Raw genomic sequence first — 17,403 nt, forward strand, 5'->3', positions numbered from 1 at the left:
GTCACTCGTGATAGGAATAGGCGGCGAGCGCCGCCGCCCAATCGGCGACCGGCGTCGCCGCGGACTTGTCGGCTTTGACATCTATGAGACATGGGCCTTCGCCGGCAAGGCCGCGCGCGAAGGCGCCGGCGAGATCGCCCGGCTCGCGCACCGTCTCGCCGCGACAGCCCAAGGACCGCGCGAAACCCGCCCAGTCATGATCCGGCAGCCGCGTCAATTCATCGGGAACCGGCCCGAGCTTATGCGCGCGCAGCCATACATTGCCCAAAGCCGCATTGTTGACGACGACAAACAAAATTGGGAGCCCATAACGCGCGGCGGTCGCGACCTCGATCCCATTCATGCCCATGCAGCCATCGCCCGTGACGACCGCGACCCGGCGCTGCGGCTGGGCGCATTGCACGCCTGCGGCGGCGGGAATGGCCCAGCCCATCGGCCCGAGATTGGTGGCCGAAATATAGGTGCGGGGCTCATAAGACTCCCAATAATGGCCGGCGAAGGCGCGATGCGCGCCGGAATCCACCAGCAACACGCCGTCGCGGGGAAACGCGCGCCGCAATTCGGCAATGATTCGCGCCGGATGGATCGGCACGGCGTCGCTGGCGCAATGTTCCACGTCTTGCAGCCGCGGCGTCGCGCGAATCTCCGATAGCCAGGCTTCGCGCGCGGCGCGGCTCGTTCCGAGCGAGGCGTCAAGCACATCCGTGCGGTCAAGCAAATAGCGTAGAAATGCGCCGCAATCTCCAACGACGCCGCCGCCTGCCGAATGCATCCCGATATTCGCCGCCGCGAGATTGACGCAGATCGTGGCGCTCGGCGCGAGCTGCAGCGACCAATGCATGGTGTCGCGCTCGTTCAGGCCGGAAGCGAGCACGATCAGCAGGTCGGGCGGCGCGTCGAGCAGGGCCATGCGGGCATGATGCGTTCCGCCATAGCCGAAGACGCCGAGCGACAAAACATGATCCTCCGGAAAGACCCCCTTGGCGCGCAACGTGGTCGCGACCGGAATGCGCCAAAGCTCGGCGAATTGCCGCAGCGCCTTGGCCGCATAGGCGTGCTCGACGCCCGCGCCCGCGAGGATGGCGATCCTGATCGGCGGACGACCGCCGTCAGCGCCGGTGAAATGACGGAACGCGGCTTCCGCGCCGCTCAAGGATAGCGGCGCCGGATCGACCAGCGTGGGATCAATCGGGACGTAATCAACCGAAAGCTCAGCGATCTGGCAGTCGCTCGGCAATGAAAGATGAACCGGGCCAGACGGCTTTGTGCGCAGCTGCAACATGGCGTGCTTGAAAATATGCGGCAGGTTTTTTGGGTTGTCGACAGAAGAGGACATGCGGACGATCGGCTTCAGAACCGAGACGTCGTCGAGCGTGAGCGGGCTTGCGTCCTGGAACATGCCGAGGCCTTCGACCAGCGTCGCGACCTCGCCGCTGAGCAAAAGCACCGGCGAGCCGTCGGTCTGCGCCGCGGCGACCGCCGTCACCGTATTGGTGAAGCCCGGCCCGCCAATGCAGAGCGCCGCGCCAAACTTGCCGCTCGCCCGGGCGTAGCCGTCGGCCATATAGACCGCGCCGCCCTCTTGCGCGGCGACGATGGGCTTCAAGGCCTTTTGCCGCCCCAGCGCCGGCAGAAAAGGATCGACAAGGCCGCCGGGGACCATGAAAAGATGGTCGACGCCCTCGGAGGCTAGAGCGTCGAGAATGAAATCGGTTCCAAGCGGCATGGCGGCATTCCCCTCGTCGCTCAAGGCCCGGAGATGGTGCGAATCGGCCCTTGCGCAGCCTAATCCTTGACTGCAGGTTCTAATATCACGCGCGCTCTTTCCATATCCGCCTTGCGCGAAGATTTCATGCCCCGCCTTCGCCCCGGCGGCGGCTTGCGGTCGCGAACATGAATGCGACCAAGAAAGAAAACGATTAGCCGCGCCCGAAGCGTAGCTCAGCGACAGCTCCGCCGAAGCGCCTGCGGCCTCATAGGCGGCGCGTGACCTTGCCGCGCCGATTGGCTATAAGTCGCGGACAAATTCCTCACCTTCAGGATCGATGTCATGCCCGCTTACCGCTCCCGCACCACGACGCATGGCCGCAACATGGCGGGCGCGCGCGGCCTTTGGCGCGCCACGGGCATGACCGACGCCGATTTCGGCAAACCGATCATCGCCGTCGTCAATTCCTTCACCCAATTCGTGCCGGGTCATGTGCATTTGAAGGATCTCGGCCAGCTCGTCGCGCGCGAGATCGAGGCGGCCGGCGGCGTCGCCAAGGAGTTCAATACAATCGCGGTCGACGACGGCATCGCCATGGGGCATGACGGCATGCTCTACAGCCTGCCTTCGCGCGACATCATCGCCGACTCCGTCGAATATATGGTCAACGCCCATTGCGCCGACGCCATGGTCTGCATCTCGAATTGCGACAAGATCACCCCCGGCATGTTGATGGCGGCGCTGCGGCTCAACATCCCCGCCGTCTTCGTCTCCGGCGGCCCGATGGAGGCCGGCAAGGCCGTCGTGGCCGGCAAGACCAAGGCGCTCGACCTCATCGACGCCATGGTGGCGGCCGCCGACGACAAGATCGCCGACGCCGATGTCGCCGTCATCGAGCGCTCGGCCTGCCCGACCTGCGGCTCCTGCTCCGGCATGTTCACCGCCAATTCGATGAATTGCCTGACCGAGGCGCTGGGCCTCGCGCTGCCCGGCAATGGCTCGCTCGTCGCCACCCATGCGGATCGCAAGCGCCTCTTTATCGAGGCCGGCCATTTGATCGTCGATCTCGCCCGCCGCTGGTACGAGCAGGACGACGCTTCCGTTCTGCCGCGCTCGATTGCAAGCTTTTCGGCCTTCGAGAACGCCATGACGCTCGACATCGCCATGGGCGGCTCGACCAACACCGTGCTGCATCTTCTCGCCGCCGCCCATGAGGCCGAGGTTGATTTCACCATGCGCGACATCGACCGCCTCTCGCGTCGGGTGCCGGTTTTGTGCAAGGTCGCGCCTTCCGTCCCTGACATTCATCTCGAGGATGTGCATCGCGCCGGCGGCGTGATGGCGATTCTCGGCGAGTTGGAGCGCGCCGGGCTCCTCCATGCCAGCCTGCCGACGGTCCACGCGGCGAGCCTCGGCGAGGCGCTCAAGCGTTGGGACGTGCGCCGCACGACGAGCGAGACGGCTGCGCATCTCTTCCGCGCGGCGCCGGGCGGGGTTCCGACCCAGACCGCCTTCAGCCAGGACGCCCATTTCGCCGCGCTCGATCTCGACCGCGAGTCCGGGACCATCCGCGACGCCGCTCACGCTTTCTCCAAGGACGGTGGCCTCGCCGTGCTATATGGCAATCTCGCCGAGGACGGCTCGATCGTGAAGACGGCCGGCGTCGACGCCTCGGTCCTGACCTTCGCCGGTCCGGCCCGCATCTTCGAGAGCCAGGATGCGGCTGTGGACGCCATTCTCGCCAATGAAATTAAGGCCGGCGACGTGGTCGTCATCCGTTATGAAGGTCCTCGCGGCGGCCCTGGCATGCAGGAAATGCTCTATCCGACGAGCTATCTGAAGTCGAAAGGCCTGGGCAAAGCCTGCGCCCTGATCACGGACGGCCGTTTCTCCGGCGGCACCTCGGGCCTTTCGATTGGCCACGCTTCGCCGGAAGCGGCCGAAGGCGGCGCCATCGGCCTCGTGGAAGAGGGCGATCTGATCGAGATCGACATACCGAATCGGCGTCTCCATCTAGCCGTCTCGGACGAGGAGCTCGGCCGCCGCCGCGCCGCGATGGAGGCGAAGGGCAAGCTCGCCTGGAAGCCCGCGAGCCGCCGCCGCAACGTCTCGACGGCTTTGCAGGCCTATGCGGCCTTGACGACCAGCGCCGCGCGGGGAGCGGTCAGAAGCCTCGACGCGCTCTCGCGCTGAGGTAGAAGCTCCCTCTCGTCCTTGAGGGCGACGGTCCGCGCGCCGATTGGAGCACCCCGCCTGTCCGACCGTCTCGTGACTTTCGTAAGCCTCAAGGGCTTGCGAAGGCCATTGCGCAACGCGTTTCTTTCACGCAAGCTCCGCTTTATTCTGTCGCCGTACTGAAGAGGCCGCACAGGCCGGCGTTAGAGCGTGATGCGAAAAGTGGAAACCGATTTTTCGCATCCCGCTTCCATTTTTCGAAACTCGATCACGAAATTTTTCGATCTTTCCGTCCAAAGTCGTTGTGATGGAAATCCCGACTGTGGAACCGGCTCAAAATAAGATTGCCGCCTTTTCGGCAAGAAACTTCTGCGCCTTTTGGGGTCCGGGCGCAGAATGAGAAAACCGCGGAAAGACTGAAAATGAGCGAGATTTATTCTCTTTTCATCATTTCCCTCGTGGCCGCTCTGGCGCCTCTGCTCGGCCGCTTACCTCAGCTCGCTCAAACGCCGGTCGTGGTCATCGAATTGGTGCTCGGCATCCTGATCGGCCCCAGCGTCGCGAATTGGGTCGCGAGCGACAGCACGATCGGGTTTCTCGGCATTGTCGGCCTGTCCTTCCTCTTCTTCCAGGCCGGGCTCGATTTCGACAAGGAAAAGATCGGGGCGCAGGCGCTGCGCCTCGGCGCGATCGCCTGGCTCGCCTCGTTCGGCTTGGCCTGCATATTCGTCGGGCTCCTTTATTTCGTAGGGCTTTTACGCGCGCCTCTTCTCGTCGCTCTGGTCCTGCCGACAACTGCCTTCGGCATTCTCATCCCAATTCTCCGCCAGACCGGGGACCTCGACAGCGATTTCGGCCGCTATCTCCTCGGCCTGGCGGCGGCGGGCGAGCTTGGGCCCGTCATGCTCGCCTCGGTGGCGCTGGCGCACGCCAATCATCATTTGCATCAGACCCTATTGAGCATAGGTTTTCTGGCGATCGCCGTCGGCGCGATCTTTCTCGCCAGGACCCTGCCTGCGGACGGCTTATCGCGCGCCATCGGGCGCTGGATGGGCGACGGATCCATTTTGCCCGTCCGCATCGCGATCTTGATTTTGCTTGGCCTTGTCTCGCTGGCGAGCGAGCTTGGCATGGAGACGGTTCTCGGCGCCTATGCGGCCGGCGTCATCGTCGCTCTGCTGGCACGGGGCGACGCGACGGAGGCGCTCGTCGGCAGGTTGACGTCGATCAGCTCCGGCTTTTTCATTCCGATGTTCTTCATCACGAGCGGCGTGGAGCTCGACCTCATCGGCCTTGTGACAAGCCCGGCAAGCCTTCTCCGGCTCGCTCTCTTCACTTTGGCGCTCCTGTTCATCCGGATCGTGCCGATCCGACTTTACAGGGGCGGGCTTCCCGACCGAGATCTGCTGCCGCTCGCGCTTTTGTCCTCGACGACCCTTGGTCTGGTCGTCGCCGTGACCTATTTGGGCGTGCGGACCGGCCAGATGTCGACCGAAAACGCCTCCGCGCTCGTCGGCGCCGCCGTCATATCGGTCGCTGTCTTTCCAACCCTCGCGATCTCGCTTCGTGCCCAGTCGGACGAAGCTCGCGCAGCCGGTTTCCCGGCGCTCATCGCGCGCCGCGCAGGCGATTTCGCCGCAACGCAGCTTATCCGACTGAAAGGCTTGATGTCTCAGAAGGGTTGAGGCCCGCGCCGCCCAAGCGGAATCAACCAGCGGGCGAGATCGCCGGCGAGGACGCAAGCGACAATGTCAGCGATCTCTGCTCGTTGAAGATGCGCGAGGCTTCGCGTTCAGCCAAGGGCGCGCGTCGGTGCAAAACAAGCCAGGCGCTTAAGGCGATGAGCGCGGAGCAGACGAGAAGAACGAGGCTTCTCCGAGCGAATTGCGTTGTCGCCAAGAGGCGAATGACGCCAATCTCCCGTTCGGTGAGCGCGCCCTTAACGCGGCTGTCCGAATCGATGAGTCTGACGATCTGCTCCGGAGTCAGACGGTCGTAGTTTTCAATACGCACGCTTGAAGAAGCGCGCAGCTTATTGACGACGGTCGTGAAAACCTGGCCGGTGAACTGAGCTTTGCCGGGCCAGATATAAGTGAGAAGGCCAGCAACGCCGAGCGCGCCCGGCACGAACTTCAAGAAGCTCGAGACATCCATGGGCGCCGTTCCTGAGCGAGAGGATCTACCTGCGCTGAGCCCGACGATCGGGACCAGCAGACCTAAAGTCCTATAGCGGCCAAGGGATGAACGCAATCATCCGAGACAGTTCGTCTCATAGGGATCGGCCGGCGAAGATCGCCGGCCTTGACCAACGAGGTGGGATTCGCTCTTGGAGCGAGCCCGCAGGCCCATGAGTCCGGCTTCGGCTCGCACCAGACTCCTCGGGAGCCTCAATGAGCCCAGTCGAACAGCTTCGCGGCGCCGGACGTAATCGAGCTAACCGCCGTTTGCGCGAAACCGAGCGGACCCGGCGCCGCAGGAGCAGGCGCCGGAGGGGTGGACGGCGTGGACGAAGCGGATTGCGTCGCGGCTGGCGCCGGATGCAGCGACGCGGGCTTGGCCGCTGCTGTGACGGGCTTAGCTTTCGCCGCGCTTACGGCTTGGGCTTGCCGGACGTGACCAGCTGCGGTCGGCGCCGGCTTTGCGGCGGCCGCTTGAGGTGCGGCGGGCTTTTGCGGTTTTGCCGCGGCGGCGCGAGGCGCCGGCGTGACGGGCGCAACGTCACCAGGGACAAGCGCTCCATCCGGCCGAACCGCCACGGTCCTGACCGGAGCGGCGGCTGCCGGCGCGACAGCCATGCTCGGATCAGACAAGTTCTCAGCCTTTTCTTGCGGCTGCGGAGGTTCGATCGCCGCCGGTTCGACGGCCGCCACTTCCGGCCGCTTGGGTTCATCCAAAGAAATCACGCGCGGCGCAGTGTCCGAAGCGGGCGCGAGCGCTGCTGCCTGACCGGCCGCATCGGCCGAGGCCGATGAAGCTTGCGCCGTAGACTCGGTGAAAGCCCGAGGCTCCGAAGGCTCCAAGGCCTCCGAGGCGGCATCGGGAAGAAGCGCGGTCATTTCCGTCTGATCGGTCTCGCCCGTTTGCGAGACGAAACTCGCGCCGATGCCGACAAGCCCGGCAATGATGATCGCGGCTATGGCGTAAAGCGGGACGCGCGACCTAAAGTCATCGTCGCCCATCGCCGCTGTGCGCGCGGAAGGACCTTCGTCGGCTTCGACCGCCAAAATCGGAGACGCCGCGCCGACATTCGCGGCTTGGCTCGGCGTGGTCGACGCGCTTTGCAAGGCGCCGAGCAATTCAGTCTCAATGGCCGAGAAATCAAAGCTGTGGAAGGAGGCCGGAGCCGACGCCTCTTGACGCTCGGCGCGAAGCGCCTGGCTCGGCGGCGAAATCGCGGGCTCACGCCGATTCACGCGATGCGCTCCAATTTCAGCCGCGGCAAAAGCGTCGCTGTCCTCTGCTTGCGCCGAGCCCGAGGCCCCGGGATGGCTCGCCCTCGGCTCAACCCGCGTCCCAAAACCCAATAATCCGGCTTCGATCGCCGCAAAATCGCCGGTGATGAACCGCTCCAAGGGCGGCGGCTCCCGACGCTCGCCCGGCGCGAGACCGGCGACCTGGCCAGCCAGCTGGACGCTGGACTTGCTTAAATCCCCTTGCCGACCGAGGAGCTGCGCGAGCTCGGCGATGCGTTCGCCTTCCCACGGATTCGAGGCGCGCGGGCTGCGCGAAGATGGTCCTTCGAGCTCCTGCGAATCGCTCATCGGGCGTCGTTTCATAACAGGCATGCTCATGCTGCCGACCTCCTGTTGCAATCATGCGGTCCGCCCAAAACACGGCGATCCGCATCCCTGCCTACGCGCATCGGGCGCTCGAGCATGCCGCATCAAAGAAGTCGCTCGACTTCTCGACTCAAAACATGCTCCGAAACTCCGCGATCGAAACGGTTTCGCATGCTTGCGCGAACCCATCGATCAGGAGCCGGCTTCGATCGCGCCGCGTCCGAATCAAACCGATTCCAACCAGCCAACACGATCGATTCCGTTCAACCAGAGCGGCCTCTTCAAGGATAAAAGGAGCGGAACGCCGCTTTATCGCTTGAATTTCCCCGTTTCGGGCGTCCGCCTGTAGCGCGCCCCGTGGGCTCCGACGAGATCTGAGATCCCACGGCGAAGCCCCACGCTACGCTCCTTGCCAACCTAGCCATCCCTCGACCTGGCTGGCGCTACGCTCTTTAACAACCTATTAAGAAATCGTAATTGTGGCTGATCTGTGCCGTCGGTTGAAATTGCGGCTTGGACGCCGAGCGGCGATAGACCGACCCTCTCCGCCTCCTCAAGCGATTCTAGGCGTTTTCAACCAGTTGGGCTTTTCTTGACCCATAAACATGGCGTCAACGCTCGAAGAACTCTCTCGCATTCGAGCAAATATGACATTTGCCTTGTTTGAAACATGCTCCTAGAAATCCCAAGTTTTTCTTAACATGCGACGCCGAGCCGCCGCGAACAGGACGGCGAGCTGCAGGTTTGGAATTAATCTCAAAGGAGAGAAAGCTTGGCGCCATGTCCGCATCCGGCGCCGCCACCGAGCGCGGAAACCGTCTCGCGGAAATAAGACGCCGCGCCGAACGTCCTGACTCACCGCTTGACAAGTATATTTACGGTGACGACCGACGTTCCGGAGCCGTGGACTCCCTGTCCGACCAATGTCATTTGGAAACTATCGGTTCCGACAAACCCGCGGTTGGGGATATACTCATAGCTCGCGCCATTGATTGTCGCTATTCCGTGTCCCGCGGGACGCGACAATGCGCCACTCCCGATCCAGCCGTTTGGAAGAGAGATCGTCGCCGTGCAGGATGCGCCCGCCTGCAATTGCAACTGCCAGGTTGCATTGACGCCAAAGACAAACCACGCCCCGCGCGGGCGGCATATGTCGCCCCACGCCAAGCCCGGCGCAACCGCCAGGGCCAACATAAGGCAGGCCCGCCAGATTGCCGGACGCGTCATGACGCCCGCCTCGCCTTCGCCCAGCAAAGGCGGACTTCCCGGCTGGTCCGCTCGCCAACGATCATTCGCCCTCTTGGTCGAACAGGCCTTCCAGCGCGTAATGGCTGATCGTCTTGCGGTTGGCGATCAGCTCATCGACCGTCGGCTCGCCCTTCATGGCGCGGGAAATCGCGAGCTTCGTCGCTTCATAATTGGTGCGATAAAGGTCGCGCTGATCGAGATTGGCGTCCGTCGCGCAGCGCGGATCGAGCCACACCATGATGATCATGCAAAGCTCGTCCGCCGCCTCGCGCGGCAAGACGCCTTCCGATAGGCAATCGACGATGGCGTCGCCCGTCGCAGCCTGCACCACGCCGCCGAGCAATTCGACATAGTCGTTGGAGCGCACCGTCATCTTGGTGGTCATCATGGTCGCCGGCCTCACCATTTGATTGAGGTCGCGAATGACGAACATGCGCGGATGGCCGGCGACCTGTCCCGCCATGGAGGCGAAAGCATGCCCGACCGGCCCCCGGACATGGCCGATCATCACCTCGGGCATCGCGTCGGTGAACTGACCATCTGCGGCGAGAACCGTCGCCTCGCCTGTGCGCAGCCAAATTTCGCTCATGTTTCATCCTGCTGATTCGAAGGGCGGTTACGAATAGCATCGGAACGGGCGCGCCGGAAGCGCTCGCATGGACCCGATTCATCGCAAAGCTGCGGCGCGCAGCGCGATGCGCCTACCTCCGCGCAGGCCAACATGGCCGCCCCCGCCCACGCTTCCCTCGCGCGGCTCGAGGCGTTGAGCGAGCGCGGCCAACGCCCACAAAGATCCCGGAACAACGCCGACTTGACCGATCTTGAGCCCAAATAAAGCGGGCATTGATCATTCTACCGGAAACTCTATTGGACATTTTTCCAAAAAGATGCTGGTGATAGAATGTCCATATAGATTCGTGGGCAGAATCATGCAACCAACACCGCCGCTCGGGGAGCAGTTCCTACGGTAGGCGCGAACTGAACAATCGTAGGATCACGGGAGCACCGCCCAGGATATTCGCGCATCGACGATTGCGGCTCGCGCCGAGGCAGGATGCAATCCTTTCCGTCACTCTACATGGTAAGCAGAAACACATGAACACATCACTCGATCGCATCCGCGAGAGAATTGCGGAACTGGAGGCGAAGATCAACGACCTTCGCATCGCCGAGCGCGAGCTCCAGGCGCTGGAAAAAGGTCCGGCCAAGGCCGCGAAGGAGCCGGCTCCAAGGGGGCGTCCGGGACGCGCGCCAAAACGGACGGCCGCTCCGTCGGAAGCCGAGCCTCAGCCGGAAGGTCGTCAGACCATCGGCGCGGCCATCGCCGAAGTCCTCGACCAGCACGGCGCTTTGTCGGTGGCCGAGATCGCCGAGCAGATCAAGGCAGCGGGCCGCGACATCAGCAATCGCACCGTGTCCTTTTCGCTTCAGGCCCTCAAAAAGCGCGGCCTCGTGAAAGGCGTCGACGGCAAATGGACGCTGCCTAAGGCCCGAGCCAAGCGCACCCCCGCATAATCAAAAGCGGATCTATAGCGGACCACGCCGCAAAGCGCTCGCGGCGTCGGTTTCGGCTTCGGGTCGTTCTCGCCTTGTCGGCGGCTGACAGCACGCTGTCAGCATTCGACAACATTGACGGCGAGTCCGCCTAGGCTGGTCTCCTTATATTTCGACTGCATGTCGCGCCCGGTCTGGCGCATCGTCTCGATCACCGCGTCGAGCGAAACATGATGCGCGCCGTCGCCGCGTAAAGCGAGGCGCGCCGCGTTGATGGCTTTCACCGCGCCCATCGTGTTGCGCTCTATGCAAGGGATCTGGACGAGGCCCCCGATCGGATCGCATGTCAGGCCGAGATTATGCTCCATGCCGATCTCGGCCGCGTTCTCGACTTGCTCATTGGTCGCCCCAAGCGCGGCCGCAAGGCCCGCGGCGGCCATCGAGCAGGCGACTCCGACTTCTCCCTGGCAGCCCATTTCCGCCGCCGACACGGAGGCGCGCTTCTTGTAGAGCGCCCCTATCGCCGCCGCGGCGAGCAAAAGGTTGCGCGATCCGGCGAGCGTCGCCCCTGCGCAAAAAGTCTCGTAATATTTCAGCACGGCCGGAAGCACGCCCGCCGCGCCATTGGTGGGCGCCGTGACGACGCGCCCGCCGGCCGCGTTTTCCTCATTGACGGCAAGCGCGTAGAGGCTGACCCAATCAAAAATGCGTGACGGATCGACCGTCGCCTCGGTCCTGATCAGCTCGGCGTGCAGCGCCTTCGCGCGGCGGCGGACCTTGAGTCCGCCCGGCAAGACCCCGCCTTGGGCGCAGCCGCGCTCGATGCTCGCAAGCATGGCCGCGCGCACCCGATCAACGAAGGCCAGAGTCTCCACATCCTCGCGCCATGATTGTTCATTCGCGCGCATCACCTCGTAAATTCGTAGATTGTTCTCATGACCTATGGCGAGCAATTCCGCCGCGGACGAGAACGGAAATCTCAAGCGGAAATTCGAGCAGTGCTCAGGCGCGGCGAGATCCTCGCCGTCGAGAACGATCGCGCCGCCGCCGACAGAATAATATTGTTGCGAGAGGAGGACTCGCTCGCCAGCCAAGCCGATGATGCGCAGCGCGTTGGGATGCGCGGGCAGAAATTCGCCGATCCGATAGATGAGATGTTGCGCTTCGACGAAACGGATGCGCTTGCCGGCGCCAAACGTCAGCGCGCCGCAGCGACGAATCTCGTCGACAAGGGCTTGCGCTTCGGCCGGATCAACCTTTTCCGGCTCCCAACCCGACAGACCGAGAATCACCGCGACATCGGTCGCATGGCCCTTTCCCGTCAGAGCCAATGAGCCGAAAAGCTCGACGCGAAGGCCGTCGAGCGACGGCTCCAGCCCCATGGCCTGGACGGTCTTCGCGAATCGATAGGCGGCCCGCATCGGGCCAACCGTATGCGAGCTCGAAGGGCCTATGCCGATCGTGAACAGATCGACCACGCTGACCGCGGCCGCGGCGCGGCGCATCCTGGCGGGCGCGTCGTCCATCATAGGTGCGGCTAACATGCGCGGCGCTCTCCCAGCCTTCGCGGCGCGGCGATCAAACGTCCAAACGCCTGAATTCGCCGGTGCGGCGACATGACTGAAAATGGGCGGCGCCACGCGGCGATCAAGGGCGAATCGACGCCGCCGCCGAGTTGACGCCGCGCCGCACTCACAATTTCGCGGCGACCTCGACGCCGGCAGAGGCGATCTGCGCATCCTGCGGAGATTGCACGCCGGACACGCCGATCGAGCCGATGATGCGTCCGCCGTTCAACAAGGGCAGGCCGCCTTCGATCGGAGTCGCGCCCGGCAGGGTGAGCATGGCCATGCGTCCGCCGGCGACGATTTCCTCGAACGCTTTGGTCGGCCGCTTGAACAAGAGCGCGGTGCGGGCCTTTTCCTGCGCGACGACGATGGAGCCGAGCGGCGCTTCATCGAGCCTTTGCAGGAAAAGCAGATTGCCGCCATCGTCGAGCACGGCGATCGTCACGCTCCAATTGTTCTTCAGCGCCTCGGCCTCGGCGGCCGCGGCGATCTCTTTTGCGTCGGCGAGGCTGAGCGCATTCTTGACATACATGGACTGCTTCTCCGTGGATCGACATTATGCGCAACGGGCGTTATCGGCCCGCCGCGAGCTGAGGAAAATCAGATTTTTCGATATAATTGAAGCGTCGGGCGAGCGACGCACGGCGAGGGATGTTCGAGACGCCGAACGAGGAGCGAGCATTATGCCTTCGCGCAACCGAATTTGGAAGACGCCGCGAGAGCGCGATCTCGGCCTCCGATGGATCTCCAACCGCGCCGGCCTCGCGATCGGCGTTCTCCCCAACGGCCGCCTCTTCGCGATCGAGAATCGCCGAGCCGACGGCGCGATCATGATCAACCAGTTGCTCGGCTCTCCCATCGCCGACGGGATTTCCCGGCTCTATCTGCGGAGCGGCGGGGCGGCGCCAGCCGCGATCGACGTCCTCGGCTCCGCCGGCGCGAGCCGTTTCGGGACGGGACCAGATCGCTTCGCGTGGGAAGGAGAGACGAACTTTCTTCTCCATCGCGCGACGCTCTCGCTCCATCCTGAAGCGGCCGCCTGGATGTGGCGGCTCGAAGCCATGAATGTCGGCGCGGCGGCCGTCCCGCTCGACGCCGTCCTCATCCAGGATCTGGGCCTCGGCGATAGGGGCTTTCTCATGAACAACGAGGCCTACGCCTCGCAATATATCGACCATCATATCGAACGTCGCCCCGGCCTCGGCCCTGTGATCATGAGCCGGCAAAACCTCGCCCAATCCGGCCGCCATCCATGGGTTCTTCACGCCTGCCTCGACGGCGCAAAGAGCTTCGCCACAGACGGGCTTCAGCTTTTTGGACCAGGCTTTCGCGACCAGGGCGACTTCGCCTATGCATTCGGCGCGGACCTACCGAACATGCGGCTCCAACATGAGCTCGCCAGCGCCGCGATCCAGTCGGCGCCGCGCGAGCTTGCGCCCGGCGCAGCGGTGGAATGGCGTTTCCTCGGCCTTTACGAGCCTGACCACCCGACGGCGTCGAGCGCCTCGGATCTGGCGCGGATCGACGCCCTCGCCTGGCCCGAGTCAGACCCTGCGCCCATCGTCATGGCCGCGCCGGCGCGCAGCATTATCCAAGAAGCTCCCGCCGCGATCGCCGATGCTTTGACCCCCGACGACGTCGCCGAGCGTCGCCCCGAGCGTTTCCTCGAAGAGCACGAGAACGAACGCCTCCTTTCGTTCTTTTGTCCTGATGCGCCGCTCAACCGTCATGTCGCGCTGAGGGACAAGGAGCTGCTCGTAACGCGCCGCCACGGCGCCATCCTCCGCTCCGGCCAAGCCATGCTGCCGGATGAGGCGACGCTCTGCGCCACCTGCTGGATGCATGGCGTCTTCGCCGCGCAGCTCACCATCGGCAACACCTCTTTTCACAAGCTGCTGTCGGTCTCGCGCGACCCTTACAACATCACCCGCGCAAGCGGCTTGCGCATGCTGATCGACTTCGGCGACGGCTGGCGTCTGCTCACGGTCCCATCCCTGTTCGAGATCGGACTCAGCGATTGCCGTTGGGTCTATCGTTTCGGCGCGCGCGTGGTCGAGCTGCGCGCCGCGGCCTCGGGCGAGGATCCCGCGATGCAATGGCGCGTGACGATCGAAGGCGAAGCATGCAGGCTTCTTATCTTCGGCCATCTCGTCCTTGGCGAACGCGAGCTCGATCACGCCGGCGACGTCGAAGTCGACGCCACGGCAATGCGCCTATCGTTCAGGCCGGACGCCGATTCGCTGTGGGGCAAAAGCTACCCCGACGCCATCTACCACCTGGTTACGAGCGCTCCCGAGGCGATCGAAGCGATCGGCGGGGACGAACTGCTCTTCAGCGACGGCGTCCCACGCGACGGCGCCTATTTCGCGCTGCGCACACGGCCGATACGCGCGTTCAAATTCGCGCTCGTCGGATCGTTGACGAACCCCGAAGCGGCGGATCGGCTCGCCGAAAAATATCGAAGCGGCGTCGCCGAGGCAGAGCTGCTCGCGCCGGCGGCGGATTTCTGGCGGCGAGTCACGCGCGGCCTTCGCCTAGATGGCGGAGACGCGGAGGGCGCTGCTCTCGATGCAGCTTTCCCTTGGCTCGCGCATGACGCCATGATCCATCTGACGGTTCCGCACGGCCTCGAGCAATATGCAGGCGCCGCGTGGGGAACGCGCGACGTCTGCCAGGGGCCCGTCGAGTTTCTTCTGGCGCTCGAGCATGACGAGCCGGTCAAGGAAATTTTGCGGATCGTCTTCGCCCAACAATATGAAAGCCGAGGCGATTGGCCGCAATGGTTCATGCTCGAACCCTACTCGTTCATCCAGGACAAGACGAGCCATGGCGACGTCATCATCTGGCCGCTCAAGGCGCTCAACGATTACATCGAGGCGACCCATGATCTCGCCTTTCTCGACGAGCCCGTCGCGTGGCGGCGCGAGGATAATTTCGCGCGGACGGAGCGAAAGGACACGATCGCCGCGCATATCGAGAAGCTGCTCGCCGCCCTGCGCGAGCGCTTCATTCCCGGCACGCATCTCGTCAAATATGGCGAGGGCGATTGGAACGACTCGCTTCAACCCGCCGATCCGCGAATGCGCGACTGGATGGCGAGCAGTTGGACGGTCTCGCTGTTGCACCAGCAGCTCAACCGCTACGCCGACATCTTGTGGCGCATCGGCCAAGCCGATGAGGCCTCTGCGCTCCATGCGCTCGCCGCGCGGATGCGCGAGGACGTCAACCGCTATCTGATCCGCGACGGCGCGATAGCTGGCTATGGCCTGTTCGACGCCGCGGGCGGCGAGCCGGAGCTCTTGCTTCATCCGAGCGATGCGCGCACCGGGCTCAAATATTCGCTCCTGCCGATGATCCAAAGCATTACTGGCGGCTTGTTCACGCCGGAGCAACAACGAAGCCACCATCGGCTCATCCGCGACTTTCTGCTTTTTCCAGACGGCGCCCGCTTGATCGACCGTCCGATCGTCTATCGCGGCGGCGTCGAGACCACATTCCGCCGCGCCGAATCCTCCGCCTTTTTCGGGCGTGAGATCGGACTCATGTATGTTCACGCCCATTTGCGCTACGCGGAAGCCATGGCCGCGCTCGGCGACCAGGATGCAGTGTGGGATGCGCTTCAGCTCGCAAATCCGATCGCGGCGACGGATCGCCTGCCGCGAGCCCGGCTTCGCCAGCGCAACGCCTATTTCAGCAGCAGCGACGCGGCCTTCCCCGATCGCTACGCGGCGAGCGCCGAATGGGCGCGCGTGAAGGTCGGCGACATCGCGCTGGAAGGCGGCTGGCGCGTCTATTCCAGCGGCCCCGGCCTCTATGTGAGCGTGCTGCTCCGTCATGTGCTTGGATTGGGCCGCACATGGGACGAAGCCGGCGAGTCCCGAGCGTATGCGAGTCTACGCGGCGTCGCCGCGACGTTGGATCCCGATTAGCGGCGCTTCGGCAGATCCCAGTCCGAGGGACTGCCTTCCGGCGCATCGACGCCGTCCGCACGCAGGGCGCCGCGCACCGGCTCGGAAGGCGTCGGCGCGTCGCCGCGCCGCATGGGCGTCTTCATCGCGGCGATGAAATAGTCCTGCGGAATGCTCGCGATCGGCGACGAGCCCGCGCCGCCGCGCAAGGCGAGCGCGCCGCCATTGCGGATGCGATTTTCGGCGACATCGACGTCGTCGTCTATATCCGGCGCATCGGGCAGCCCGTCGCGCGGCGGTTGCGGCGTCGCGCTCGGACCGAGAAGCGGCCGACAGACCCGACGCGGGCCAGTCGAGCTATTGCCATGCATCGCGAGATCGGCATGGATGTGATTATAGTGAAAGACATTGGCGCCGGGGCCGAGCGCCGTCGTGAAATGCGCGCAGGCGCCGGCATGGACGTCTTGCAGAAAGGCGCGGGTTTGCTCGTCGCCGCGCGTCCAATCGCGCACGATGGAGATCTCACGTCCGTCCGCGAGACGGAAGCCGCCGATGTCGATCGCATTGCCGAAAGCATGTTCGGAAATCCGCGCGCCGAATTGATTGTTCATGGCGCGGCAACTATAGGTCCCCATCGAGTCGATCTGGACCACCGGTTGCCCAAACCGCGCTCGAGCCGCCGGCTGGACCACATCGGCGAGCCATCCGTTGAGCGCTGCGATCATCGGGCAGTCGAGAAGATAGCTCGCATTGAAGCTAACCGCACCATCCTGCAAGGCCGTCACCCTAAAGGGCCGCGTCAACCCGCAGATGCCAGGCCCGTTGATTTCGCGCGCGGGCTGAATATAGGCGGAAGGCTCGACGAGGCGCTGCGCGAGGCAGGCGTTTTCGGCCTGCGTGCGCCAAGCCGGGCGTCGCGGCGTCTCATAGTTCGAGCAGCCGGCCAGGGCGCCGACGAGAACCGCGACAAGAGCGAATGGCAAGTTGCGTCGCGCCATCGCCGAGACATGCGCGCAATTTATTAACCTGCGCTAAAGCAGTGCGGTTAACAGTTCGGAAACTTTGCGGGAAGGACCAACGCCATGCCGAGGATCGCGGCGACGCCGGAGATCTCGATCGACGAGGCGGAACTCGACTTCTCCTATGCGCGCGCGAGCGGGCCCGGAGGTCAGAACGTCAACAAGGTCGAGACGGCTGCGCAATTGCGCTTCGACGTGGCGAACTCTCCCTCCCTCGCGGAGGCGGTCAAGCAGCGCCTCGCCAGATTGGCGGGGAGCAGGCTGACAAAGGAGGGCGTGATCGTGATCTTCGCCCAGAACCGGCGCTCGCAGGAGCTCAATCGCCAGGACGCCTTGGCGCGCCTCCTCGCGCTGATCGCCGCGGCCGCTGAAAAGCCCAAGCCGAGGATCAAGACGAAACCCAGCTTTTCGGCCCGCAAGCGGCGCGTGGAGAGCAAAGTGCGGCGCGGAGAAACGAAAAGGTTAAGAAGCGCGCCTTCGGAATAGAAGCAGCCGAAAACGGGC

The 17,403-nt window shown here is 64.1% G+C and carries 13 protein-coding genes; 5 read left to right on the forward strand and 8 right to left on the reverse strand.

The window, feature by feature from the left end; translation table 11 throughout:
- Position 1: 1 nt before the first annotated feature.
- Positions 2 to 1,726, reverse strand: a complete 1,725-nt coding sequence (locus METAC_RS0115265) for a thiamine pyrophosphate-binding protein (protein WP_026607721.1) — start codon at positions 1,724 to 1,726, stop codon at positions 2 to 4.
- Between the two features lie 324 nt (positions 1,727 to 2,050).
- On the opposite strand from METAC_RS0115265, the gene ilvD reads away from it, so the two are divergent.
- Complete coding sequence (ilvD, locus tag METAC_RS0115270) at positions 2,051 to 3,901, forward strand: dihydroxy-acid dehydratase (RefSeq protein WP_026607722.1); 1,851 nt, start codon at positions 2,051 to 2,053, stop codon at positions 3,899 to 3,901.
- Between the two features lie 404 nt (positions 3,902 to 4,305).
- Positions 4,306 to 5,568: a cation:proton antiporter gene (locus METAC_RS23885; protein ID WP_156898239.1), complete on the forward strand. Its 1,263-nt coding sequence runs from the start codon at positions 4,306 to 4,308 to the stop codon at positions 5,566 to 5,568.
- A 22-nt stretch (positions 5,569 to 5,590) separates the two neighbouring features.
- Here METAC_RS23885 and METAC_RS0115280 read toward each other — a convergent pair whose 3' ends face one another.
- The 4 genes from METAC_RS0115280 to METAC_RS0115300 form a co-directional block, all read right to left on the reverse strand.
- Positions 5,591 to 6,037: a hypothetical protein gene (locus METAC_RS0115280; protein WP_026607723.1), complete on the reverse strand. Its 447-nt coding sequence runs from the start codon at positions 6,035 to 6,037 to the stop codon at positions 5,591 to 5,593.
- A gap of 233 nt (positions 6,038 to 6,270) precedes the next feature.
- Positions 6,271 to 7,644 carry a hypothetical protein gene (locus METAC_RS0115285; protein ID WP_156898240.1) on the reverse strand — a complete coding sequence of 458 codons (1,374 nt, stop codon included), beginning with the start codon at positions 7,642 to 7,644 and terminating at the stop codon, positions 6,271 to 6,273.
- 873 nt (positions 7,645 to 8,517) lie between these two features.
- The gene (locus tag METAC_RS0115295; RefSeq protein WP_156898241.1) at positions 8,518 to 8,889 is read right to left on the reverse strand and encodes an Ig-like domain-containing protein; all 372 of its coding nucleotides are present in this window, start codon (positions 8,887 to 8,889) and stop codon (positions 8,518 to 8,520) included.
- A 61-nt stretch (positions 8,890 to 8,950) separates the two neighbouring features.
- The gene (locus METAC_RS0115300) at positions 8,951 to 9,499 is read right to left on the reverse strand and encodes a formaldehyde-activating enzyme (protein ID WP_026607727.1); all 549 of its coding nucleotides are present in this window, start codon (positions 9,497 to 9,499) and stop codon (positions 8,951 to 8,953) included.
- A gap of 506 nt (positions 9,500 to 10,005) precedes the next feature.
- Between METAC_RS0115300 and METAC_RS0115310 the strand changes: the two genes are divergently transcribed.
- Positions 10,006 to 10,425 carry a winged-helix domain-containing protein gene (locus tag METAC_RS0115310; RefSeq protein WP_026607728.1) on the forward strand — a complete coding sequence of 140 codons (420 nt, stop codon included), beginning with the start codon at positions 10,006 to 10,008 and terminating at the stop codon, positions 10,423 to 10,425.
- 98 nt (positions 10,426 to 10,523) lie between these two features.
- Here the strand turns inward: METAC_RS0115310 and METAC_RS0115315 are convergent, their stop codons facing one another.
- Positions 10,524 to 11,948, reverse strand: coding sequence for an L-serine ammonia-lyase (locus tag METAC_RS0115315; protein ID WP_245257501.1), 1,425 nt, complete (start codon positions 11,946 to 11,948; stop codon positions 10,524 to 10,526).
- 148 nt (positions 11,949 to 12,096) lie between these two features.
- Entirely contained in the window at positions 12,097 to 12,504 is a 408-nt protein-coding gene (locus METAC_RS0115320) for a GlcG/HbpS family heme-binding protein (RefSeq protein WP_026607730.1), read from the reverse strand.
- Between the two features lie 151 nt (positions 12,505 to 12,655).
- Here METAC_RS0115320 and METAC_RS23890 point away from each other — a divergent pair, with 151 nt between their 5' ends.
- On the forward strand, positions 12,656 to 15,901 hold the full coding sequence (locus METAC_RS23890; RefSeq protein ID WP_156898242.1) for a GH36-type glycosyl hydrolase domain-containing protein: 3,246 nt from the start codon (positions 12,656 to 12,658) through the stop codon (positions 15,899 to 15,901).
- On the opposite strand, the gene METAC_RS23895 is transcribed toward METAC_RS23890, so the two are convergent.
- Positions 15,898 to 16,863, reverse strand: coding sequence for an extensin-like domain-containing protein (locus tag METAC_RS23895; RefSeq protein ID WP_425338916.1), 966 nt, complete (start codon positions 16,861 to 16,863; stop codon positions 15,898 to 15,900). The genes METAC_RS23890 and METAC_RS23895 overlap by 4 nt on opposite strands.
- Before the next feature lie 99 nt (positions 16,864 to 16,962).
- Between METAC_RS23895 and arfB the strand changes: the two genes are divergently transcribed.
- Positions 16,963 to 17,385, forward strand: coding sequence for an alternative ribosome rescue aminoacyl-tRNA hydrolase ArfB (gene arfB / locus METAC_RS0115335; protein WP_026607731.1), 423 nt, complete (start codon positions 16,963 to 16,965; stop codon positions 17,383 to 17,385).
- Positions 17,386 to 17,403 lie beyond the last annotated feature (18 nt).

The organism is Methylocapsa acidiphila B2, assembly GCF_000427445.1.
Taxonomy (GTDB): Bacteria; Pseudomonadota; Alphaproteobacteria; order Rhizobiales; family Beijerinckiaceae; genus Methylocapsa; species Methylocapsa acidiphila.

What these genes read in the sequence shown, in the direction of transcription:
- METAC_RS0115295 (WP_156898241.1), bottom strand. Translation starts at nt 8,889, where the DNA reads ATGACGCGTCCGGCAATCTGGCGGGCCTGCCTTATGTTGGCCCTGGCG.
- METAC_RS23885 (WP_156898239.1), top strand. Translation starts at nt 4,306, where the DNA reads ATGAGCGAGATTTATTCTCTTTTCATCATTTCCCTCGTGGCCGCTCTG.
- METAC_RS23890 (WP_156898242.1), top strand. Translation starts at nt 12,656, where the DNA reads ATGCCTTCGCGCAACCGAATTTGGAAGACGCCGCGAGAGCGCGATCTC.
- METAC_RS0115285 (WP_156898240.1), bottom strand. Translation starts at nt 7,644, where the DNA reads ATGAGCGATTCGCAGGAGCTCGAAGGACCATCTTCGCGCAGCCCGCGC.
- METAC_RS0115320 (WP_026607730.1), bottom strand. Translation starts at nt 12,504, where the DNA reads ATGTATGTCAAGAATGCGCTCAGCCTCGCCGACGCAAAAGAGATCGCC.
- ilvD (WP_026607722.1), top strand. Translation starts at nt 2,051, where the DNA reads ATGCCCGCTTACCGCTCCCGCACCACGACGCATGGCCGCAACATGGCG.
- arfB (WP_026607731.1), top strand. Translation starts at nt 16,963, where the DNA reads ATGCCGAGGATCGCGGCGACGCCGGAGATCTCGATCGACGAGGCGGAA.
- METAC_RS0115280 (WP_026607723.1), bottom strand. Translation starts at nt 6,037, where the DNA reads ATGGATGTCTCGAGCTTCTTGAAGTTCGTGCCGGGCGCGCTCGGCGTT.
- METAC_RS0115315 (WP_245257501.1), bottom strand. Translation starts at nt 11,948, where the DNA reads ATGTTAGCCGCACCTATGATGGACGACGCGCCCGCCAGGATGCGCCGC.
- METAC_RS0115300 (WP_026607727.1), bottom strand. Translation starts at nt 9,499, where the DNA reads ATGAGCGAAATTTGGCTGCGCACAGGCGAGGCGACGGTTCTCGCCGCA.
- METAC_RS0115265 (WP_026607721.1), bottom strand. Translation starts at nt 1,726, where the DNA reads ATGCCGCTTGGAACCGATTTCATTCTCGACGCTCTAGCCTCCGAGGGC.
- METAC_RS0115310 (WP_026607728.1), top strand. Translation starts at nt 10,006, where the DNA reads ATGAACACATCACTCGATCGCATCCGCGAGAGAATTGCGGAACTGGAG.